Below are 18,807 nucleotides of genomic sequence, written 5' to 3'. Positions count from 1 at the left end.
GGTCTCCCCCGTGGAGTCAGTGGCTCACGCCGTGTGCGTTCGCCGTGAACAAGACCGTAGCCAATTCGGCGAATCTCGCGGCAAGCCTGTGGATAACTCCACGGGGGGTGACAAAGCAGCAGGTCAGAAGTCTGCGGCTGAAGTCCGCTCGGGCTGTCGGGCATCCACGTCGAGGTGCTCGCCGACCCGGTTGACGAGCAGTGTCATCTCGTAGGCGATCTGGCCGATGTCGGCCTCCGCCGCGCTGAGCACGCACAGACAGCTGCCGGTTCCCGCCGCGGTGACGAACAGCACCGCGTCGTCGAACTCGACCATCGTCTGACGCACCTTGCCCGCGCCGAAGTGGCGTCCCGAGCCCTTGGCCAGGCTGTGCAGTCCGGAGGACACGGCGGCCAGATGTTCCGCGTCCTCGCGCCTGAGGCCCGTGCTCGCTCCGGCGACCAGCCCGTCGTTGGACAGGACCAGCGCGTGTCGCACATGTTCGACGCGCTCGGTCAGGTCGTCCAGCAGCCAGCCAAGTCCCTGGTTCTGCGCCATGATCCGGTCTCCCCGTGTGATGTCCCCCTGGCTGGAGGATCTCTGCGCCAGCCTTCCCCACGACCGGCCGGCGAGCAAGGAGGATGGGGACATGGCACGGAAGATGACCGACACCGAATGGCGGGCGTTCGTCTCCTACGGCACGCGCACCGGAAAGCTGTCGACCGTGCGGGCGGACGGCAGCCCGCACGTGACACCGATCTGGTTCCTGCTAGCGGGCGACGAAGTGGTGTTCAACACCGGGAAGGAGAGCGTGAAGGGACGCAATCTGGCCCGGGACGGCCGGGTCGCCGTGTGCGTGGACGACGACCGGCCGCCGTACGACTACGTCGTGCTCCGGGGCCGGGCCCGGATCTCGGAGGAGCTCGACGAGATCCGGCACTGGGCCACCCTCATCGCGGCCCGGTACATGGGCGAGGAGCGCGCCGCGGAGTTCGGCGCCCGCAACGGCGTCCCGGGTGAACTGCTGGTCCGTGTCACGATCGAGAAGGTGCTGGCCCAGAAGGCCGTGGCCGACTGAGGCGTTTCGGTCAGCCCACCGAATCGAGCAGCCGCGCGGTGTGCATGCGCCCGGCGTACTCGACGAGCCTGATCAGCACCTCCTTCCCCGAGTCGCGGTCACGGGCGTCGCAGAGCACGACGGGCGTTCCGCGGTCGAGGTCGAGGGCGCGGCAGACCTCGTGGGCGCCGTACGCACGGGCCCCCGCGAAGCAGTTGACGGCCACCACGAACGGGATCCTCCGGTGCTCGAAGTAGTCCACCGCCGGGAAGCAGTCCTCCAGGCGCCGCGTGTCCGCGAGGACCACTGCGCCCAGGGCTCCCTGCGACAGCTCGTCCCACAGGAACCAGAAGCGGTCCTGTCCCGGCGTGCCGAACAGGTAGAGGGAGAGGCCGGAACGGATGGTGATACGCCCGAAGTCCATGGCCACGGTCGTGGTGACCTTCTGGTCCACACCGTCGGTGTCGTCCACCAACTGGCCCGCCTCGCTGAGCAGTTCCTCGGTGCGCAGCGGCCTGATCTCGCTGACCGCGCCCACCAGGGTGGTCTTGCCCACGCCGAATCCGCCGGCGACCAGAATCTTCAACGCCAGGGCGGCCGTCTCGCCATCCGTGGCAGCGGAGTGCTCGGAGACCATCGATCACTTCTCTCGGGAGTACCGGCAACGGCCGACGTCAGTCATGAGAACGTTCATCTACAGTGCACGCAGCCCCTCGATCACCTCGCGCAGAATGCGTTCGTCGGGGAGCTGCGCAGGGGGAACCGGGCGGCTGACGACGACGCAGCCGAGTTCCAGAAGGTCTCCGAGGAGCACCCTGACCACGCCCACGGGCAGATCGGCGCCCGCGGCGAGTTCGGCGACGGACTGCGTCTCCGTGCGGCACAGGTCGATCAGAGCCCGGTGTTCCGGGCCGAGCCCGATGTCGTCGTCGGCGCCCGGGGCGCCGGGGTCCAGCGTGACGAGGGCGATCAGGTCGAAACCCACCCCGGTGGGGCCGGGCTTGGTGCGGCCGCCCGTCATGGCGTACGGGCGGACCAGGGGCCCGGCCTCGTGGTCGTACCACTGGCTGCCCGGTTCGCGCGGGGCACCCGTCATGTCCTCCGTCATCGGTGACCGCCCCTTCGCCTCATCGGGCGGCGGGCGGCCGCGCGCCGACGCGCGGCGGCGTGTAGAGGTGCTCGCCCACGCGCTTGACCAGCCGTGCCATCTCGTACGCGACCAGGCCTATGTCCGCGGTCACGGCGGTGAGAAGGGCGAGGCAGGAGCCGTCGCCCGCGGCGGCGACGAACAGGAATCCGTCGTCCATCTCGACCATGGTCTGGCGCACGCCGCCGGCGCCGAAGTGACGGCCCGCGCCCTTGGCCAGGCTGTGGAAGCCGGAGGCGACCGCGGCGAGATGTTCGGCGTCCTCGCGCCTGAGATCACTGGAGGAGCCGACCGCGAGGCCGTCGTTGGACAGCACCACGGCGTGCCGGACCTCGCTCACACGCGTCACCAAGTCGTCCAGCAGCCAGTCGAGTTCGCCGGACCGCTGGGCTGCCCTCATACTCGGGTCCTGGATCATGCGGGGTCTCCTTCGCTGCTGTCGCTGCCCGGTGTGGAATCCGGGCCGGCACCACGGCCCGGTTGCCTGCCGCCGCCGCGCGCCCAGCCGGCGCGGTAGGCCGCCATGCGGTCCCGTACGAGTTCGGGGGTGCGCCGGTCGTCGCCGCGTGGGCCGGATTCGGCCGGTTCCTCGGGGCGTTGTTCGCGCAGTTGGGGGGCGAGGCTGGCCTGCCGTACCCGGCGTGGGAGGTCGTCGGACTGTTCGGAGTCGTCCGGGGGACGGTGCAGCCGCAAGGTGGTGACTCCGGGAGGCGGGGTTTCGGTCGTGGTCTCCGCGGCGGTCGGGGCGGTGGCGACCAGTGCGGGCCGGCCGGCGGTCGGGGCGACGGCCTCCTGGTGCGGGGCGGCGCCGGGCACGCGCGCGTGCTCGCGTTCCGTGGACCGCCCGGCGTCCACGGCCTCGCGGGCTGAACGTTCCGGCGCGCCACTGTGCAGCAGGGCGGTGGGCAGCAGCACGACCGCGGTGGTGCCGCCGTAGGGCGAGGTCCGCAGGTGCACCTTGATGCCGTGCCGTGCCGCAAGCCTGCTGACCACGAAGAGGCCGAGCCGGTCGCTGTCGAACAGGTCGAGCGCCTCGGACTGCGCGATGCGTCGGTTGGCCTCGGCGAGGGTCTCCTTGCCCATGCCCAGGCCGCGGTCCTCGACCTCGACGGCGTAGCCGTTGCCGACGGGCTCGCCGGTGATGCGCACGCGCGTGTGGGGCGGTGAGAACTGGGCGGCGTTCTCGACGATCTCGGCCAGAAGGTGGGTGAGGTCGGCCACGGCGGAGCCGACGACTGACGCCTCCGGCAGCTGGCGTACCTCCACGCGCGCATAGTCCTCGACCTCGGAGACGGCCGCGCGGACGACGTTGGTCAGGGAGACCGGCATGCGCCAGGCCCGTCCGGGGGCCGCTCCGGAGAGGATGATGAGGCTCTCCGCGTGGCGCCGCATACGGGTGGTGAGGTGGTCGAGCCGGAAGAGGTCGCTGAGTTCGTTCGGGTCCTCGGAGCGGCGTTCCATGCTGTCGAGAAGGCTCAGCTGGCGGTGGACGAGGACCTGGCTGCGGCGGGCGAGGTTGACGAAGACGCCGGAGATGCCGCTGGCGAGTTCCGCGCGCTCCACCGCGGCGCGCAGCGCGGCGCGGTGGACGGTGCCCAGGGCCTCGGCGACCTGTCCGGTCTCGTCCTCGGCGGGCGGTCCGGGCGGGGCTTCTGCCTGGATGTCGATCTCCTCGCCCGCACGCAGTTTCCGCATCGCTTCGGGGAGCTTGCGCCGGGCGATCTCCAGGGCGCCGTTGCGCAGGCTGACCAGTTCGACGACGAGGCCGCGGCCGATGCGCACGGAGATGACGAGCGAGGCGGAGACCGCGGCGAGTCCGAGCAGGACCGCGGCGCCCGCCGGAGTGAGCAGGCCCCGGGTGAACGGGTCGGCACGGTCGGCGACATCGCGTCCGGCGTCCGCCTCGATCGCGCGCATGCCGTTCTGCACGCGCGCGTGCGCCTGGTCCCAGGTGGCCTCGGGTGCCGCGGCGATCGCCCGCTCGCCGGGACCGGCCGCGAGCACCTTGTCCTCGGCGGCTGTCACGGCGGCGTAGGCGCTGCCGCCGGAAAGGCGTCGCCAGGCGGCGCGTTCGGAGCCGCGCAGGTCCGCCACGGCGGATTCCGTCAGGGTGCGGCGCGTGCCGACGGCGCCGGTGAACAGCCTGAGCCGCTCGCCGTCGAGGCGGCCGGTGAGGCGCGCGCCGGCGATCACGGCGTCCTCCTGGGCCAGGGCCTCGCCCCCGCGGGAGAACTCGAGCAGAACGCGCGCGTCGGAGCCGAGCTCGGCGTCCTGGATGCCGGTGAGCGCGCCGCCCACCGCGAAGGCCGCCGAGATGGTCTGCGTGTAGCGCCCGTACGTCTCCTCCCATCCGGCCCGGCGGCCGAGCACCGCGGTCCGCAGCGAACTCAGTTCCTCGGCGCCGGTGACGAACGCCTCGAGCCGCTGGGCGACTCCGGCGGGCAGTTCCTGACTGTCGGCGACCGTGTTGTCGTTGCCGAGCCGCAGCTCGGCCACCGCCCGGTCGGTGGTCTCGGCGAGCTTCTTGTAGTCGTCACGCCGGCCGGCGGCGGGGTCGGTCGCGTGGGCGACCGCGGCGGCCCGCTCCGCCTGGAGCGCGGCGACGGCGGCCGCGACGGGAGCCCGCACCTCCGCGTCCACGCGCTGCAGCTGGCGCAGCCGGGAGACGTCCTGGGCGGTGCTGACGGTGGCGTACGCCCACAGGGCCAGCAGCGAGACGACCGGCACCATCAACAGACAGACGATCTTGGCGCGTACGGTGCGCGGCCGCAGATGCCAGTGCCCCGCGCGCGCGGGTGCCTCGTCCGTCGCCGTCGCCACCGGTTCGTCCGGGCCTTCGTCGGCGGGGGGTCCTGCGTGCGCACGGCGGCCACGCACGGGAGGCGGCGTCTCGGCGCCGGCTGTGGGGGTCCTACGGGGTGTACGCATGGCCTCCTCGCTCGGGAGTGGTTCGGGGGCGTGCCGTCCGGCCCGCGGTCGGCCCGGACCGCTGCTAGCCGGCGACGCTCTCGACCGGCCGCTGGGCCGAGGCGGATGCCTCGCGTTCCCCCGTGGTGGGTGACAGCGCGACGAACGCCGAGGTCAGGAACAGATAGGACCCGAGGCCGACGGCGAGGGGGAAGATGAACTGCATCGCCGTGGCCCCGGGCAGGACCTCGCCGGAGGGGGTGACGTGCACCTTCACCGCGAACATCGCGGTGAAGTGCATGCTGCTCACCGCAGCCCCCATGACGAGGGAGGCGAGGGTGACCGCGATGGGTGACTTGATGTTGAGCGCCGCCCACAGAGCCGCCGTGGCGGCGACGACGGCGATCAGTACGGAGACGCCGACGAGCACCGGGTCGTACGTCACGTCGCCGTGCAGCCGTACCGCGGCCATGCCGAGGTAGTGCATGCTCGCGACACCCAGGCCGGTGGTGAGTCCGCCGAGCAGGAGCGCGCGCGTGCGGTCGCGACTGTAGCCGACGGCGAAGACGCCGGCGCAGACGACGATCATGGCTACGAGGAGACTGAGGACGGTCAGTGGCACGTCGTAGCGGATGTCGGTGCCGCTGACGCCGAAGCCCAGCATGGCCACGAAGTGCATGGTCCAGATGCCGGTGCCGATGGCGGAGGCCGCGGTGATGAGCCAGTTGCGGCGCGACCGCCCGGAGGCGCCCAGTGCACGGACGGTGCAGCGCAGTCCCAGCGCGGCGCCTATGCAGGCCATCACGTACGACAGCACGGGGGTCAGCCAGCCGAAGGCTGCGTGGTCCAGGTGTCCCATGGCTCCGGGACGCTAGTCGGGGCACGGGCGCACAAAGGGGGCGCATTTCGAAAGGTGTTGGAATATGACGCAGAAATGCACCGGCGCGATCGCATGACGCTCGAACGTGTGCGCCCGGGCATCATCCATGGCGGTGAGGGATCATGCGAAACATGAGCGACAACCACACACACGTCCAGGAGTTCTTCGCCGCCCGCGCCGCCCACTGGGACAGCCGGTTCCCCGACGACGGCCCCGCCTACGCGGCCGCGGTCGCCGACCTCGGTCTGAGTGAGGGGGACCGTGTGCTTGATGCCGGTTGCGGCACGGGGCGCGCCCTGCCGCCGTTGCGGGCGGCCGTGGGGCCCTCGGGAGTGGTCGTCGGGGCCGATCTGACCCCGGCCATGCTGGAAGCCGCCGTACGGGCCGGACGGGGCCGGGACGGGCACCTGCTGCTCACCGACGTGGCCACGCTCCCGCTGCGATCGGAGTCGCTCGACGCCGTGTTCGCGGCGGGGCTGATCGCCCACCTTCCCCATCCGGCCGAGAACCTGCGGGAGTTGGCGCGCGTGGTGCGACCCGGTGGCAGGCTGGCGCTGTTCCACCCGATCGGCAGGGCGGCGCTCGCGGCCCGCCAGGGCCGGCAGATCACTCCGGACGATCTGCGCGCCGAGCCCAATCTCCGGCCACTACTGGCAGGTTCGGGGTGGCACATGACGTCGTACGTCGACGAGGAGGCACGCTTCCTGGCCCTGGCCGTACGGCAGGCCTGAGCGGTACGGCCAGGGTCTGAGAGCCTGGTCGGCGGGCGGCCGTGCGGTGCGCGCCGAGGAACTGGACGATCCCCTCCGTCGCGGCATCCTCACCGTCGCGCGCCGCCTCCCGCGCGGAACGCGCCTGGCCGCGGGACACCCTCGACTCATTGGGAGGCTGACTCGTCCACGTGCCGCACGGGGCAACCGCGTGCCCCCGGCACCGGACGGGTGCCCAGCTCGTCCAGCCGGTAACCGTTGGGATAGCCCTTGATCTCCCGGTTCTGCCGGGCGTGGTGCGGGGCGCGGCGCGGCGGCAGCAGTCGGACGACGCGCCCCCGCATGCGGACCGCGCCACGCACGAGGGTGCGGGTTGCGGCGCCCGGAGGCGGGTAGCGGAAGGCCCGCAGCAGTGGTTCGTCGAGCAGGGCGAGCGTCGACGTACGCACGAGTGGTGCGAGCGGGCGCGGGTACCAGGAGGCCATCAGGTCGAGCGTCGCGTCCGAGACACGCCGCGCGTCCTCGTCCCACTCGAAGTGGGCGTCCTCATACGCGTCGAGACAGGACTCGAACTCCTCGTAGGAGCCGGGAATGTCCTTGATGCCCATGTGCCGGCCCAGGGTGCGGTAGTACACGGTGCACGCGACGATCTCGTGCCGGGACAACCTGCGCCACCCGTATTCGTCGATCCATCGCTTGGGCATCACGACGAAGGTGCAGAGCACGTAGCGCATGTCGTCGTTGCTGATGTCGTAGCTGCGGTGCATCTGGTTGATGCGACGGATCGCCGTGCGGCCCTGTTCGCTGTCGAAGCCGTGCTCGACGACCGCGTCCAGCAGCAGTGAGGTGTCGTCATAGCGTTTCTGTGTGCGGTCCGTGAGCTCCGCCGTCTCGGCGAGCAGCCGGCCGATGCCGGGTACGGCGTAGGTGCGGTACAGGGCGAGCTCGAGTGCGCGGGTGAAATCCCAGGGGAACTCGTACGCCGCGGTGAGCCGGTAGATCTCGAACGCGTCCTCGTACGGATCCATCCGCCGGATTTGTTCGAGCCGCTCGAAGCGCTTCACCGCGCCGCCCCCTTCTGCCGCCGGAGCTCCAACTCTACGTTGAGTAGCAGGAGATGAACGTTCGGCCAGGGTAACCACGCAGGGGGATGGTGGTCAGCATGTTCGGCAGGGTCCGCAAGGCCTGCGCAAGATTCTTCAACGCCGCGGGCGCGGAGGTGAACACCGGCGGCAACGAAAGCGGGGCGAAGCACACGCACAACCTGTTCGAGGCGGCCGCCGCCTATGTGTCGGCCTGCGCGGACGACGACCAGGAGCGGATCGACGAGGCGGCGGGCTGGGTGTCGCCCGAGGCGCTGTCCTTCGGGGTCAACGAGCTGGCGTGCCGGGCCGTCATCGCGCTGGCGCGGGAGCGCGGCGAGTCGCCGGGTACCGTGGCCCGGACGCTCCTCGGGCTGCCGACCGCCTGACGATCCGGGTGCCGGGTGGCCGATTCGCCCCGTCCCAGGCGGAAAACTGCAGCTCCGGGTGTGCTTGGGCGTCGTGACAAGCGCCTTCCCCGCGCACTAGGGTGCGCGCCGTTGGACCAACGATGGGGAGGCTGGGATGGCCGGGACGGACGAGGACGCCGTCGCCGCCGCGGACGATGCGCTCTATGTGCTCACGGCGGTACTGCTGACGCCGGCGAAGTTCCCGAGTGTGCTGGGCGACGACTACCCGGAGGCCTGCGCTGCGCTCGGCCTCGCACCGCTCGCCGACGGGTACGGCCTGGTGCTCGGCCAGGACGGCGAGGGCGCGCGCTGGACGGTCGTCATCGACGACGTCTCACTGGTCGCGGTGGCCATCGCGTCCTGGGACTGCGGCATGGAGTACGAACTGTCGCCGGACGAGCGGACGGTCGTCGCGGCGCTGCCCGGCTGGCCCCTGGCGGTCGCCGTGGCGGCTCCCGGCGTGCCCGCGCCGCACGACCCCGGTCCTGACATCGCGGACCGGCCTCCGCTGTCCCCGCCGGACACGACGTTCTGGGGACCGGCACAGCGGCGGCTGGGGGCCGACGAGATCGCGCTCCAGTGGGCGCTGTGGCGGGAGCAGATCGACGACACGGAGTTCGCCGTCCCGGGGTCCTCGGAGGGCGGCTCCGGGGCTGCCGAAGGCCCGGACGCGGACGCACAGGACACGGCCGACGGGAAGGACGCGGAGGAGGCGCCCAAGGGCCACAGCGGCATCCGTCGCGTTCTCGCGGAGGCCCGCGCCTACGTGGAGACTCCGCCGCCCCTGGGGCGGGTCCGCTCGTCCTTCGCCCCCGGAGAGGCGCGGACCCTGCGGGCCGACGGTCCCGGCTGGTCGCTCGTGGCCAGGACCGACGACATCGCGTTCGTGCTGCTCGACGACGAGCCGGGCGAGGTGCTGCCGGTGGGCCGGGGCCCGGAGCTGCCCGGTCTTCTGGAGGCACTCGACAAGATGGCGGTACGTCCGAGCTGATCCGGGTCGCCGTCGCCTTCAGGCGCAGCACCACGCGCGCGTGCAGTGGAGCTACGTCTGCGGCGAAGTCCCGCCCGCACGTATGCGGGACCCATGACACTTCCCGACTGACGCCTGTCTTGGGCCGCTATGTCCAGCCACCGTTCCATGTGGCCCAGCCCCATGGATGGTGTCGGTGCGGGCCTGCACGATGGGGCAGCCCCGGCTCGCCCTGCCGTGCCGGCGTCACCCCACCGTCCACTGGAGGTTGTCATGCGCCTGTCCCGAGGAGCTCCGCTCGCTGCCGCCGCCGTGTGGGCGATGGCTCTCGGTGGGCCGGCTCCCGCTGCCGCCGGGGCCGTCGGCGACCACTGCGCGAATGTGGGGCGCGTGCACGTGCCGGGCGCCGCCTTTCAGGAGTCCGCCTGCCTTCCCGACCTGACCACCAAGGGGCTCGCCGGCACCCCGTACACCGACATGGCCGACCAGACAGGACTGACGGCACGTGGCACCCGCACCCCGTCAGGGGTGCCCGGGGTACAGATCGACGGCTACTTCCCCGACTCCTCGCACTTCAACGCCACCCACGGCTGGCGGCACGACTCCCAGTTCGTGATCCGGCTGCCCGATCACTGGAACGGCGGGCTCGTCGTCACCGGCGCGCCGGGCACCCGCAGGCAGTACGCGACCGACACGGCGATCTCCGACCAGGTGCTCGCCCAGGGCTATGCGTACGCCGCGACGGACAAGGGGAACAACGGGGCCGACTTCTACCGCGACGGCAACCGGCCCGGTGACGCGGTGGCCGAATGGAACGCGAGGACCACACAGCTCACCCGGGCGGCCGAGCAGGTGGTGGCCCGGCGTTACGGGCGCGCCCCGAGCCGCACGTACATGACCGGTATCTCCAACGGCGGCTATCTCACACGCTGGCAGCTGGAGAACCGTCCGGAGTTGTACGACGGCGGCGTGGACTGGGAGGGAGCGCTGTGGACCGCCGACGGCCCCAGCCTGCTCACTTCCCTGCCCACGGCGGTGGCGTGGACGCTCGGCGCGGCACGGGACGAGGACATGTACGCGGCGGGTTTCGCGCGCGGCTCGGAGTTCCTGTGGCCGTACCACGAGAAGGCCTACTGGGGTGTCACGCAGAAGATCTACCGCGCCGAGTTCGACCCCGGATACGACCCCGGCTGCCCCGGTCCGTCCGCCGGGACCACTCCGGAGCAGATCCTTGCCCCCTGCCCGTCCGACACGGTGTACGACTACGCATCGCGTCCGGCGTCCGTGCATCGCGCCGTGGCCCGGGTGGCCCTGACGGGGCGCATCGGCAGGCCGCTGATCACCCTGCACGGTGACCTGGACACGCTCCTGCCCAAGGCCGTCGATTCGGACGTCTACGCGGGCATGATCGACGCAAGGGGGCGGAGCCGGCTGCACCGTTACTACACGGTCCGGGGCGGCACGCACGTCGACGGCCTGTACGACACCTACCCGGACCGGCTGCGGCCGATCCTGCCCTGCTACCGGTCGGCGTTCGATGCCCTGGTGGCCTGGGTGGAGCGGGGCACACCGCCGCCCGCGGACCGTACCCTCGGCAGGCCCGCGGACGGCGACGTGGTCGACTCGTGCGCGCTGGACGGCGGGACGGAACCGGGACGCCGGCTGTACTGACCCGCAGCGTGGTTCACGCCCCTCAGCGGCCGAGTTCCTTGCGCGTGACGCGACGCAGCCTGCGCCGCTGCGACGGGTCCAGCGTCAGGTACGCGGCCGCCGGCACTCCGAGCACTATCAGCAGCGCCGCCCACCAGGGCAGCCAGATGAGCAGAAGGAGCCCGACCGCCACACCTCCTGCGGCGATCTTCGCGTTCTTCGACATGTTGCGCCTCCTTCGCGGCCAGTGCCGCTCTCTGTCGTGAAAACGGGCCCGCGCTTCCCGCGGTTCCGGACCGCGACCCTGAGACGTCCCTGAGACGCGCCCCCTACTCGCCCCTGAGAGAGCTCCAGACTACGGCGATGCGGTGACTCAGGTCATAGCCCGATCGCTCCAGATCAACCGTGGAGTCCTGTTATCCTCGGCCACCCATCAAGTAGTCAAATTTGAGGAGTGCGCTCATCGCCGTGCAGACGGTTCCCGAGACAACACCGTCCGAGATCACCGAACTGGCCCGCTGCTGCGCCGTGTTCATGCCCGGCGACCCGGCCCGCACAGGAAGAGTCGCCTTCTGGCGGCCCGACGGCGCAGTCCCACCGGCCTTCGCCGCGGGGTCCGTCGAGGACCTGGCCGTCGTCCGGCCCGCGGGCGACGGGGTCGAGCCGGCGCACGTGCCCGCCGTCCTGCTGCCGGTCCGCACGGCTCTGCCGGTCCTCACGCGTGCGCGTACCGCCCCGCAGGGACACCGGGCGGCCGCGTTCTGGGGCGCGGCCGGCGTACTGGCGCTGCACCTTGTGGCGCGCGGGCTGCTGTTGCCCGGGCTCTCCACGGGCGGCCACGACGCCTGGCGGGCGGGTCCGCTCGGCGCGGACGACGTCGAGCGCATCCGCGAACTCGCCGCCGCGATGCCACCCGAGGCGCACGCCGTGCCGGTCAACGACACCGTTCCGCTGCAGCTGCCCGATCCGGAACTCCTGGTGCGCGCCTTCCTGGACGCGGTCACCGACACCCTGCCGCGCTCCCCGGCCGCGTCGCTCGTGACCGGCGGCCCCGTCTACGCGGCGCGGGATCCGCGGCACGTACCGGAGCTGCGCGCGTGGGCCGCCGATGTCGCCGCGGGCCACGACGCGGGCGTGCGCGTCTCTCTGCGTGTCGAGGTGCGAGGTCTGCCGACCGAGGCGCCGGAGCAGGCGGATCCGCGGTTCCGGGCCGTGCTGCAGGTGCACAGCGTCAGTGACCCCTCGATCGTGGCGGACGCCGCCGCCATCTGGTCCGGATCCGGCGCCCCGGGTCTCACGTTCGGCCCTCGCGCGCAGCTGGACACCCTGCTCGCCCTCCGCCGCGCCGCCCGGGCCTGGCCCGCGCTCACACCCCTCCTCTCGGCCGCGGTGCCGGACGCCGTCGAACTCGCCGACGACGAGGTCACCGAGCTCCTCTCGGACGGCGCGGGTGCGCTCGCCGCTGCCGGAGTGGACGTCCACTGGCCCAAGGGTCTGGCCCGCCGACTGACCGCGCGCGCGGTGGTGGGTCCCCCGGACGACGAGACCGGCTTCCCGAGCGACACGCCCTCCTTCCTGTCCGCCGACGCCCTGCTCGCCTTCAACTGGCGGTTCGCGCTCGGCGGCGAGCGGCTCACGCGCGAGGAACTCGACCGTCTCGCCGAGTCCCAGCGGCCCGTCGTGCGGCTGCGCGACCAGTGGGTCCTGGTCGACCCGAAGGAGGTACATCGCGCCTGGGCACAGCAGGATCACAAGGTCACCCCCGTCGACGCGCTCGGTGCCGTGCTCACGGGCTCCGCAGAGGTCGACGGCCGGCGAGTCGACGTACAGGCGACGGGGTGGCTGGCGGCCCTGCGGGAGCGGCTCGCGGATCCCGAGACACAGGATCCGGTCGAACAGCCCGTGGCACTCGCGGCCACACTGCGGGACTACCAGCGACGAGGGCTCAACTGGCTGGCGAGGATGACGTCGTTGGGCCTGGGCTGCTGTCTGGCCGACGACATGGGACTCGGGAAGACGATCACGCTCATCGCGCTGCATCTGCACCGGCAGTCCGACGGGGCGTCCGCGGGCCCCACTCTCGTGGTGTGTCCGACGTCGCTGATGGGCAACTGGCAGCGTGAGATCGAGAGGTTCGCGCCCGGCACGCGCGTGCGCCGTTTCCACGGCTCGCGACGGGACCTGGACGCGGTCGCCGACGGGGAGTTCGTGCTCACCACGTACGGCACCATGCGCCTCGACGCGCGCCGGCTCGCCGAGGTGACGTGGGGCATGGTCGTGGCGGACGAGGCCCAGCATGTGAAGAACCCGTACTCGGCGACCGCGCGGGAGCTGCGGTCCATCGGTGCACGCGCGCGCGTGGCGCTCACGGGCACCCCCGTGGAGAACAACCTCTCGGAACTGTGGGCGATCCTGGACTGGACGACACCCGGCCTGCTGGGCCGGCTGGGCGCCTTCCGGACGCGGTACGCACAGGCCGTCGAGGGCGGCCGGGACCCGGCCGCCGCCGAGCGGCTCGCCCGGCTCGTGGCCCCGTTCCTGCTCCGTCGCCGCAAGTCGGATCCGGGTATCGCGCCCGAGCTGCCGCCCAAGACGGAGACCGATCACCCGGTGTCGCTCACCAGGGAACAGGCGGCCCTGTACGAGGCGTTGGTGCGCGAGACGCTGGCGGAGATCTCCGCGGCCGACGACATGGCGCGGCGCGGACTGATCGTGAAGCTGCTGACCGGCCTGAAGCAGATCTGCAACCACCCGGCGCAGTTCCTCAAGGAGGAACGGCCGGTGATCTCCGGGCGCTCCGGGAAGATCGAGCTTCTAGACGAGTTGCTCGAGACCATCCTGTCCGAGGGAGCGAGCGTTCTGGTCTTCACGCAGTACGTGCGCACGGCACGGCTCATCGAGCGCCATCTGGCGGCCCGTGGTGTGCCCTCGCAGTTCCTGCACGGCGGGACGCCCGTCACCGAGCGCGAGGCCTTGGTGCGGCGCTTCTAGGACGGTGAAGTTCCCGTCTTCCTGCTGTCGTTGAAGGCGGCCGGCACGGGTCTGAACCTCACGCGTGCCGAGCACGTCGTGCACTTCGACCGCTGGTGGAACCCGGCGGTGGAGGCTCAGGCCACGGACCGCGCGTACCGCATCGGCCAGACGCGGCCGGTGCAGGTGCACCGGCTGATCGCGGAGGGAACCGTCGAGGATCGCATCGCCGCGATGCTGAGTCGCAAGCGGGAGCTGGCCGAGGCGGTGCTGGGCACGGGTGAGGCCGCGCTCACCGAGCTCACGGACGCGGAACTGGCCGATCTGGTGGAACTGCGGGAGGGCACACGATGAACCAGTACGACGACGTGCCGGAACGCACGTTCACCGCCTTGCCGCCCGCGCGCGGGCGGGGATTCGCGCAGACGTGGTGGGGACGGGCCTGGCTGAAGTCGCTGGAGGACGCGGCGCTGGACGCGGAGCAGGTGAGGACGGGCCGCAGGCTCGCGCGGGCGGGAGCCGTGGGCGCGGTGTCGGTGCGGCCGGGGCGCATCACGGCGGTCGTACAGGACCGCGACCGCACGCCGCACCGGGCCGACGTCCTGCTGGAGGAGCTGTCCGGCGACCAGTGGGACCGGTTCCTGGACATGTCCGTCGAGCGGGCCGGTCATGTCGCGGCGCTGCTCGATCGCGAGATGCCGCCCCATCTGGTCGAGGACGCGGCGACCGCCGGCATCGAACTGCTGCCCGGCATGGGCGATCTGGAGCCGGAGTGCGACTGCGGCGCGTGGGACCACTGCGGGCACACGGCGGCGCTCTGCTACCAGGTGGCACGGCTGCTCGACCAGGATCCGTTCGTCCTGCTGCTGATGCGCGGGCGCGGAGAACGAGCCGTGCTGGACGCCCTGCAGGCCCGCAGCGCCGCTCCGTCCGCGACCGGGCCGGCCCCGGCGGCGGGGACGGACGCCGCGGAGGCGTACGCGACCGCGGACATACTGCCGCCCCTGCCCGCCCTGCCGGAACTTCCCGAGTCACCGGCCAGGCCCCCGGCGCTGGACACCGAGACCCCTCCCCCACCCGGTGTGGAAGCGGCAGCGCTGGAATTCCTGGCCGCCCGCACCGCCGCCGACGCACACCGTCTGCTGGTCGAGGCGGTCCGGACCGGTGCTCCCGAAGCGGAGTTGACGGCCCTCCAGGACGCTGTGCGTCTGGCTGTCGGAGCCCCGGAACCCGCCGTGGCCGACCGCCTCGCCGGCGGGTCGGGACGTACCAGGGACGGACTGGCACTCGCCGTGCGGGCCTGGCAGTACGGCGGATCCGCCGCGCTGTCCGTGCTCGAGGAGGAGTGGCCGGTCGAGGGCGAGGCACTCGCACGCGCGCGTGCCGCCCTCGAATCGGCCTGGGAGGGCGACGAGAGGCCCTCGCCGCGGTCGCACGGCAACCGCTGGACCCTGACGGGTTCGGCCGCCCAGCTGCGCCTGGGGCGTGACGGCCGCTGGTGGCCGTACCGGAAGGAGCGCGGCCGCTGGGTGCCCGCGGGCGGCGCGGCCCAGGATCCGGCGACGGCTCTGGCCACGGCGCAGCCCGCTGCTGACGAGCACGCGCCGTGGAACCTGAGGGGCACCGCTACGGCAGCACCTCGCCCAGCGACGGGAGGAGCGACTCCAGATCGCTCGGAATCCCGCTCGGCAGCTCGGTCGGGAACTGCGACGGCAGGGACGGCAATTGACTGGGCAGTCTGCTCGGCAACTCCGTCGGAATGCTGAAGGACGGGGCGGGCGAGCGGCTCGTGGAGGGCGCCTTGTCCGGCGAGTCGTCGCTCCCCGCCGAAACCATCAGTACGACGGCGGCAACGGCCCCGACGGCCACCAGCACGGCGAGGACGATGAGGAGGGGGTTCCGTCGCCTTCCGGGTCCGCCCCCGTCCTGCGGCGGCGGTCCGTGATCCGGCGGTGGGCCATAGCCCCCTCCGTCTCCCTGTCCGGGGCCGAAGCCCTGCGTGGGCGGTCCGAAGCCGCCCGGAGGCGGCGTGTCGCCCGGCGGCCCGGGCGGCTGAGGCGGTACGGGCGGCATGGCCATACCGTCCAGGCTCGCGACGTTCCGGCCCAGGCGCGACCCCGGCGCGGAAGTTGATACGGACTCATGTCATGGACCGCATGATTCCGGAACATTCCGCGCCAAGATCGCCCACAAGGTGACCGCACGGCGACACGCGCACCGCGCGGCACACTCCGGTCACGCGCGTGCGCTCAGCCCCGCGCGCCCAGCAGGTGGTCCATGGCGAGCTGGTCGAGCCGCTCGAAGGCCATCCCGCGCGCGGCGGCCGCCTCGGCGTCGAAGTCCTCGAAGGCGGTGCGGTCGGCGAGCAGGGCCTGCAGGCCGTCCGCCGCGGTGGGCTGCGCCAGCTCGTCCAGGCGCGAGGCGCGCAGCGCCTCCTGGACCTCCGGGTCGGCGCGGAAGGCGGCCGACCGCTCCTTCAGGATGAGGTAGTTGCGCATGCAGCCCGCGGCCGACGCCCATACGCCGTCGAGGTCCTCGGTCCGCGGCGGCTTGAAGTCGAAGTGGCGGGGACCGGTGTAACCGGCGCTCTCCAGGAGGTCCACCAGCCAGAAGGCGGAGCGCAGGTCCCCGGCGCCGAAGCGCAGGTCCTGGTCGTACTTGATGCCGGACTGGCCGTTGAGGTCGATGTGGAAGAGCTTGCCCGCCCACAGGGCCTGCGCGATGCCGTGCGGGAAGTTCAGCCCGGCCATCTGCTCGTGACCGACCTCGGGGTTGACGCCGTACAGCTCCGGGCGCTCCAGGCGCTCGATGAACGCCAGGGCGTGGCCGACGGTGGGCAGCAGGATGTCGCCGCGCGGCTCGTTCGGCTTGGGCTCGATCGCGAAGCGCAGGTCGTAGCCCTGGGAGGTCACGTATTCGCCGAGGAGGTCGAAGGCCTCCTTCATACGGTCGAGGGCCGCGCGGACATCCTTGGCGGCGCCGGACTCGGCGCCCTCGCGGCCGCCCCAGGCGACGTAGATCTTGGCGCCCAGTTCGACGGCCAGGTCGATGTTGCGGACCGTCTTGCGCAGCGCGTAGCGGCGCACGTCGCGGTCGTTGGCGGTGAACGCGCCGTCCTTGAAGACGGGGTGCGTGAAGAGGTTGGTGGTCGCCATCGGCACGGTCATGCCGGTCGCGTCGAGGGCCTGGCGGAAGCGCTTGATGTGCGACTCGCGCTCTGCGTCCGACGAGCCGAACGGGATCAGGTCGTCGTCGTGGAAGGTCACGCCGTGTGCGCCGAGCTCGGACAGGCGCTGCACCGTCTCGACCGGGTCCAGGGCGCGGCGCGTGGCGTCGCCGAACGGGTCCCTTCCCTGCCAGCCGACGGTCCACAGGCCGAAGGTGAACCTGTCCTCGGGGGTGGGCTGGTAGCTCATGCCGCGGCTCCTTGCTTGCAGACTATTTCGTCATGGCCGTTTACAAATTAGTATGCCAACGCATCTCTGGGAAGGGACAAGGTGTCCCCGAGAGGTGGAATCCGGGTCCTCGCGACCCTGAGAATCCGAAGAACGTGCAGGTCAGATCCCGCAGAGCCGCGGAAAAACAGGGAGAGCCCGATGTCAGCAGCCGAGGGTCCGCTCGTCGTCGGCGTGGACACGTCCACCCAGTCCACCAAGGCGCTCGTCGTCGACGCGGCCACCGGGCAGGTCGTCGCGAGCGGCCAGGCGCCGCACACCGTGTCCTCGGGGGCCGGCCGCGAGAGCGACCCCCGTCAGTGGTGGGACGCCCTGTCCGAGGCGCTGCGGCAGTGCGGTGACGCGGCGCACGAGGCCGCCGCGGTGTCGATCGGCGGACAGCAGCACGGCCTCGTCACTCTCGACGACCGGGGCGAGCCCGTACGCCCGGCCCTGCTGTGGAACGACGTGCGCTCGGCACCGCACGCGCGCCGCCTCGTCGAGGAACTGGGCGGTCCGAAGGCCTGGGCGGAGCGCACCGGCAGCGTGCCCGGCGCCTCCTTCACGGTGACGAAGTGGGCCTGGCTGGCCGAGCACGAGCCGGAGGCCCTGCGCGCGACGAAGGCCGTGCGCCTCCCCCACGACTACCTCACCGAGCGGCTGACGGGGCAGGGCACGACCGACCGCGGCGACGTCTCCGGCACGGGCTGGTGGGCGTCCGGGACCGAGACGTACGACGAGGAGATCCTCGCGCACGTGGGGCTCGACCCCGCGTTGCTGCCCCGCGTGGTCCGCCCCGGCGAGGTCGCGGGCACCGTGCGCGACAGCCACGACCTGCCGTTCTCCAAGGGCACCCTGGTCGCCCCCGGCACCGGCGACAACGCCGCGGCCGCGCTGGGCCTCGGGCTGCGCCCCGGCACGCCGGTACTGAGCCTGGGCACGTCGGGCACGGTGTACGCCGTGTCGAAGCGGCGCCCCGCCGACCCGACGGGCACGGTGGCGGGCTTCGCCGATGCCCACGGCGACTGGCTGCCGCTGGCCTGCACGCTGAACTGCACGCTCGCCGTCGACCGCGTCGCGGCACTGCTGGGCCTGGACCGCGAGGCCGTGGAACCCGCCACCGGGGTCACCCTGCTGCCCTACCTGGACGGCGAACGCACCCCGAACCTGCCGAACGCCTCGGGGCTCCTGCACGGCCTGCGCCACGACACGACCGCCGGCCAGCTGCTGCAGGCCGCCTACGACGGTGCCGTCCACTCGCTCCTCGGCGCGCTCGACCTCGTCCTCGACGAGGACGCGGACCGCTCCGCGTCCCTGCTGCTGATCGGCGGCGGCGCCCGGGGCACCGCCTGGCAGCAGACCGTGCGGCGGCTGTCCGGACGGCCCGTCCAGGTCCCCGAGGCCAAGGAACTGGTCGCACTCGGTGCCGCCGCGCAGGCCGCCGGGCTGCTGACCGGCGAGGATCCGGCCGCGGTCGCCCGGCGCTGGAACACCGCGCGCGGCCCGGTGCTGGAGGCCGTGGAGCGGGACGAGGCGACCTTGGACAGGATCGCCGGGGTACTCTCCGACGCGGCCCCGCTGCTGGACCGGAGCGCGGACGCCCACTGAGGA

The 18,807-nt window shown here is 72.3% G+C and carries 16 protein-coding genes and 1 pseudogene; 8 read left to right on the top strand and 9 right to left on the bottom strand.

Annotated features, from left to right (window positions below; translation table 11 throughout):
• Positions 1–123: 123 nt before the first annotated feature.
• The gene (locus tag ABZO29_RS39120; protein WP_367324929.1) at positions 124–537 is read right to left on the bottom strand and encodes a roadblock/LC7 domain-containing protein; all 414 of its coding nucleotides are present in this window, start codon (positions 535–537) and stop codon (positions 124–126) included.
• A gap of 91 nt (positions 538–628) precedes the next feature.
• Here ABZO29_RS39120 and ABZO29_RS39115 point away from each other — a divergent pair, with 91 nt between their 5' ends.
• Entirely contained in the window at positions 629–1,057 is a 429-nt protein-coding gene (locus tag ABZO29_RS39115; protein WP_367324928.1) for a PPOX class F420-dependent oxidoreductase, read from the top strand.
• A gap of 10 nt (positions 1,058–1,067) precedes the next feature.
• Here ABZO29_RS39115 and ABZO29_RS39110 read toward each other — a convergent pair whose 3' ends face one another.
• The 5 genes from ABZO29_RS39110 to ABZO29_RS39090 all read right to left on the bottom strand — a co-directional run bounded on the left by ABZO29_RS39110 (position 1,068) and on the right by ABZO29_RS39090 (position 5,949).
• A complete protein-coding gene (locus ABZO29_RS39110; protein WP_367324927.1) occupies positions 1,068–1,673 on the bottom strand; it encodes an ATP/GTP-binding protein in 606 nt (201 codons plus the stop codon).
• Between the two features lie 57 nt (positions 1,674–1,730).
• Entirely contained in the window at positions 1,731–2,144 is a 414-nt protein-coding gene (locus ABZO29_RS39105; protein ID WP_367324926.1) for a DUF742 domain-containing protein, read from the bottom strand.
• A gap of 19 nt (positions 2,145–2,163) precedes the next feature.
• Positions 2,164–2,601 carry a roadblock/LC7 domain-containing protein gene (locus ABZO29_RS39100; protein WP_367324925.1) on the bottom strand — a complete coding sequence of 146 codons (438 nt, stop codon included), beginning with the start codon at positions 2,599–2,601 and terminating at the stop codon, positions 2,164–2,166.
• Complete coding sequence (locus tag ABZO29_RS39095; protein ID WP_367324924.1) at positions 2,598–5,111, bottom strand: nitrate- and nitrite sensing domain-containing protein; 2,514 nt, start codon at positions 5,109–5,111, stop codon at positions 2,598–2,600. The genes ABZO29_RS39100 and ABZO29_RS39095 overlap by 4 nt, the downstream gene beginning before the upstream one ends.
• Positions 5,112–5,175: 64 nt before the next feature.
• Complete coding sequence (locus tag ABZO29_RS39090; RefSeq protein WP_367324923.1) at positions 5,176–5,949, bottom strand: MHYT domain-containing protein; 774 nt, start codon at positions 5,947–5,949, stop codon at positions 5,176–5,178.
• 152 nt (positions 5,950–6,101) lie between these two features.
• Between ABZO29_RS39090 and ABZO29_RS39085 the strand changes: the two genes are divergently transcribed.
• A complete protein-coding gene (locus ABZO29_RS39085) occupies positions 6,102–6,701 on the top strand; it encodes a class I SAM-dependent methyltransferase (protein ID WP_367324922.1) in 600 nt (199 codons plus the stop codon).
• A gap of 146 nt (positions 6,702–6,847) precedes the next feature.
• Here ABZO29_RS39085 and ABZO29_RS39080 read toward each other — a convergent pair whose 3' ends face one another.
• Positions 6,848–7,744, bottom strand: a complete 897-nt coding sequence (locus ABZO29_RS39080) for an oxygenase MpaB family protein (RefSeq protein ID WP_367324921.1) — start codon at positions 7,742–7,744, stop codon at positions 6,848–6,850.
• Between the two features lie 98 nt (positions 7,745–7,842).
• Between ABZO29_RS39080 and ABZO29_RS39075 the strand changes: the two genes are divergently transcribed.
• The 3 genes from ABZO29_RS39075 (at position 7,843) to ABZO29_RS39065 (ending at position 10,813) form a co-directional block, all read left to right on the top strand.
• Positions 7,843–8,151, top strand: a complete 309-nt coding sequence (locus ABZO29_RS39075; RefSeq protein WP_367324920.1) for a hypothetical protein — start codon at positions 7,843–7,845, stop codon at positions 8,149–8,151.
• Positions 8,152–8,287: 136 nt separating this feature from the next.
• Positions 8,288–9,163, top strand: coding sequence for a hypothetical protein (locus tag ABZO29_RS39070; RefSeq protein WP_367324919.1), 876 nt, complete (start codon positions 8,288–8,290; stop codon positions 9,161–9,163).
• 252 nt (positions 9,164–9,415) lie between these two features.
• Positions 9,416–10,813: a tannase/feruloyl esterase family alpha/beta hydrolase gene (locus tag ABZO29_RS39065; RefSeq protein WP_367324918.1), complete on the top strand. Its 1,398-nt coding sequence runs from the start codon at positions 9,416–9,418 to the stop codon at positions 10,811–10,813.
• Positions 10,814–10,835: 22 nt separating this feature from the next.
• Here the strand turns inward: ABZO29_RS39065 and ABZO29_RS39060 are convergent, their stop codons facing one another.
• Positions 10,836–11,018: a hypothetical protein gene (locus tag ABZO29_RS39060; protein ID WP_020137233.1), complete on the bottom strand. Its 183-nt coding sequence runs from the start codon at positions 11,016–11,018 to the stop codon at positions 10,836–10,838.
• 242 nt (positions 11,019–11,260) lie between these two features.
• Here ABZO29_RS39060 and ABZO29_RS39055 point away from each other — a divergent pair.
• Positions 11,261–14,116 (top strand): annotated as a pseudogene (locus ABZO29_RS39055) (DEAD/DEAH box helicase).
• Positions 14,113–15,528 (top strand): SWF or SNF family helicase, encoded by a 1,416-nt coding sequence (locus ABZO29_RS39050; RefSeq protein WP_367324917.1) that lies wholly within the window; start codon positions 14,113–14,115, stop codon positions 15,526–15,528. The pseudogene ABZO29_RS39055 and the gene ABZO29_RS39050 overlap by 4 nt, the downstream one beginning before the upstream one ends.
• A 483-nt stretch (positions 15,529–16,011) precedes the next feature.
• Here the strand turns inward: ABZO29_RS39050 and xylA are convergent, their stop codons facing one another.
• On the bottom strand, positions 16,012–17,178 hold the full coding sequence (gene xylA / locus ABZO29_RS39045; protein WP_367324916.1) for a xylose isomerase: 1,167 nt from the start codon (positions 17,176–17,178) through the stop codon (positions 16,012–16,014).
• 180 nt (positions 17,179–17,358) lie between these two features.
• On the opposite strand from xylA, the gene xylB reads away from it, so the two are divergent.
• Positions 17,359–18,804, top strand: coding sequence for a xylulokinase (gene xylB / locus ABZO29_RS39040; RefSeq protein WP_367324915.1), 1,446 nt, complete (start codon positions 17,359–17,361; stop codon positions 18,802–18,804).
• The last annotated feature ends 3 nt before the right edge of the window (positions 18,805–18,807 follow it).

Origin of the sequence: Streptomyces sp. HUAS ZL42, assembly GCF_040782645.1 — a bacterium.
Lineage (GTDB): Bacteria > Actinomycetota > Actinomycetes > Streptomycetales > Streptomycetaceae > Streptomyces.
This window is presented reverse-complemented; position numbering and strand designations above follow the sequence as displayed.

Bases quoted from the DNA above. Each gene is read 5' to 3' on its own strand.
- ABZO29_RS39110 (WP_367324927.1), bottom strand. From the start codon at position 1,673: ATGGTCTCCGAGCACTCCGCTGCCACGGATGGCGAGACGGCCGCCCTG.
- ABZO29_RS39090 (WP_367324923.1), bottom strand. From the start codon at position 5,949: ATGGGACACCTGGACCACGCAGCCTTCGGCTGGCTGACCCCCGTGCTG.
- ABZO29_RS39065 (WP_367324918.1), top strand. From the start codon at position 9,416: ATGCGCCTGTCCCGAGGAGCTCCGCTCGCTGCCGCCGCCGTGTGGGCG.
- ABZO29_RS39115 (WP_367324928.1), top strand. From the start codon at position 629: ATGGCACGGAAGATGACCGACACCGAATGGCGGGCGTTCGTCTCCTAC.
- ABZO29_RS39050 (WP_367324917.1), top strand. From the start codon at position 14,113: ATGAACCAGTACGACGACGTGCCGGAACGCACGTTCACCGCCTTGCCG.
- ABZO29_RS39100 (WP_367324925.1), bottom strand. From the start codon at position 2,601: ATGATCCAGGACCCGAGTATGAGGGCAGCCCAGCGGTCCGGCGAACTC.
- ABZO29_RS39060 (WP_020137233.1), bottom strand. From the start codon at position 11,018: ATGTCGAAGAACGCGAAGATCGCCGCAGGAGGTGTGGCGGTCGGGCTC.
- ABZO29_RS39075 (WP_367324920.1), top strand. From the start codon at position 7,843: ATGTTCGGCAGGGTCCGCAAGGCCTGCGCAAGATTCTTCAACGCCGCG.
- ABZO29_RS39085 (WP_367324922.1), top strand. From the start codon at position 6,102: ATGAGCGACAACCACACACACGTCCAGGAGTTCTTCGCCGCCCGCGCC.
- ABZO29_RS39105 (WP_367324926.1), bottom strand. From the start codon at position 2,144: ATGACGGAGGACATGACGGGTGCCCCGCGCGAACCGGGCAGCCAGTGG.
- ABZO29_RS39120 (WP_367324929.1), bottom strand. From the start codon at position 537: ATGGCGCAGAACCAGGGACTTGGCTGGCTGCTGGACGACCTGACCGAG.
- xylB (WP_367324915.1), top strand. From the start codon at position 17,359: ATGTCAGCAGCCGAGGGTCCGCTCGTCGTCGGCGTGGACACGTCCACC.
- ABZO29_RS39095 (WP_367324924.1), bottom strand. From the start codon at position 5,111: ATGCGTACACCCCGTAGGACCCCCACAGCCGGCGCCGAGACGCCGCCT.
- ABZO29_RS39070 (WP_367324919.1), top strand. From the start codon at position 8,288: ATGGCCGGGACGGACGAGGACGCCGTCGCCGCCGCGGACGATGCGCTC.
- xylA (WP_367324916.1), bottom strand. From the start codon at position 17,178: ATGAGCTACCAGCCCACCCCCGAGGACAGGTTCACCTTCGGCCTGTGG.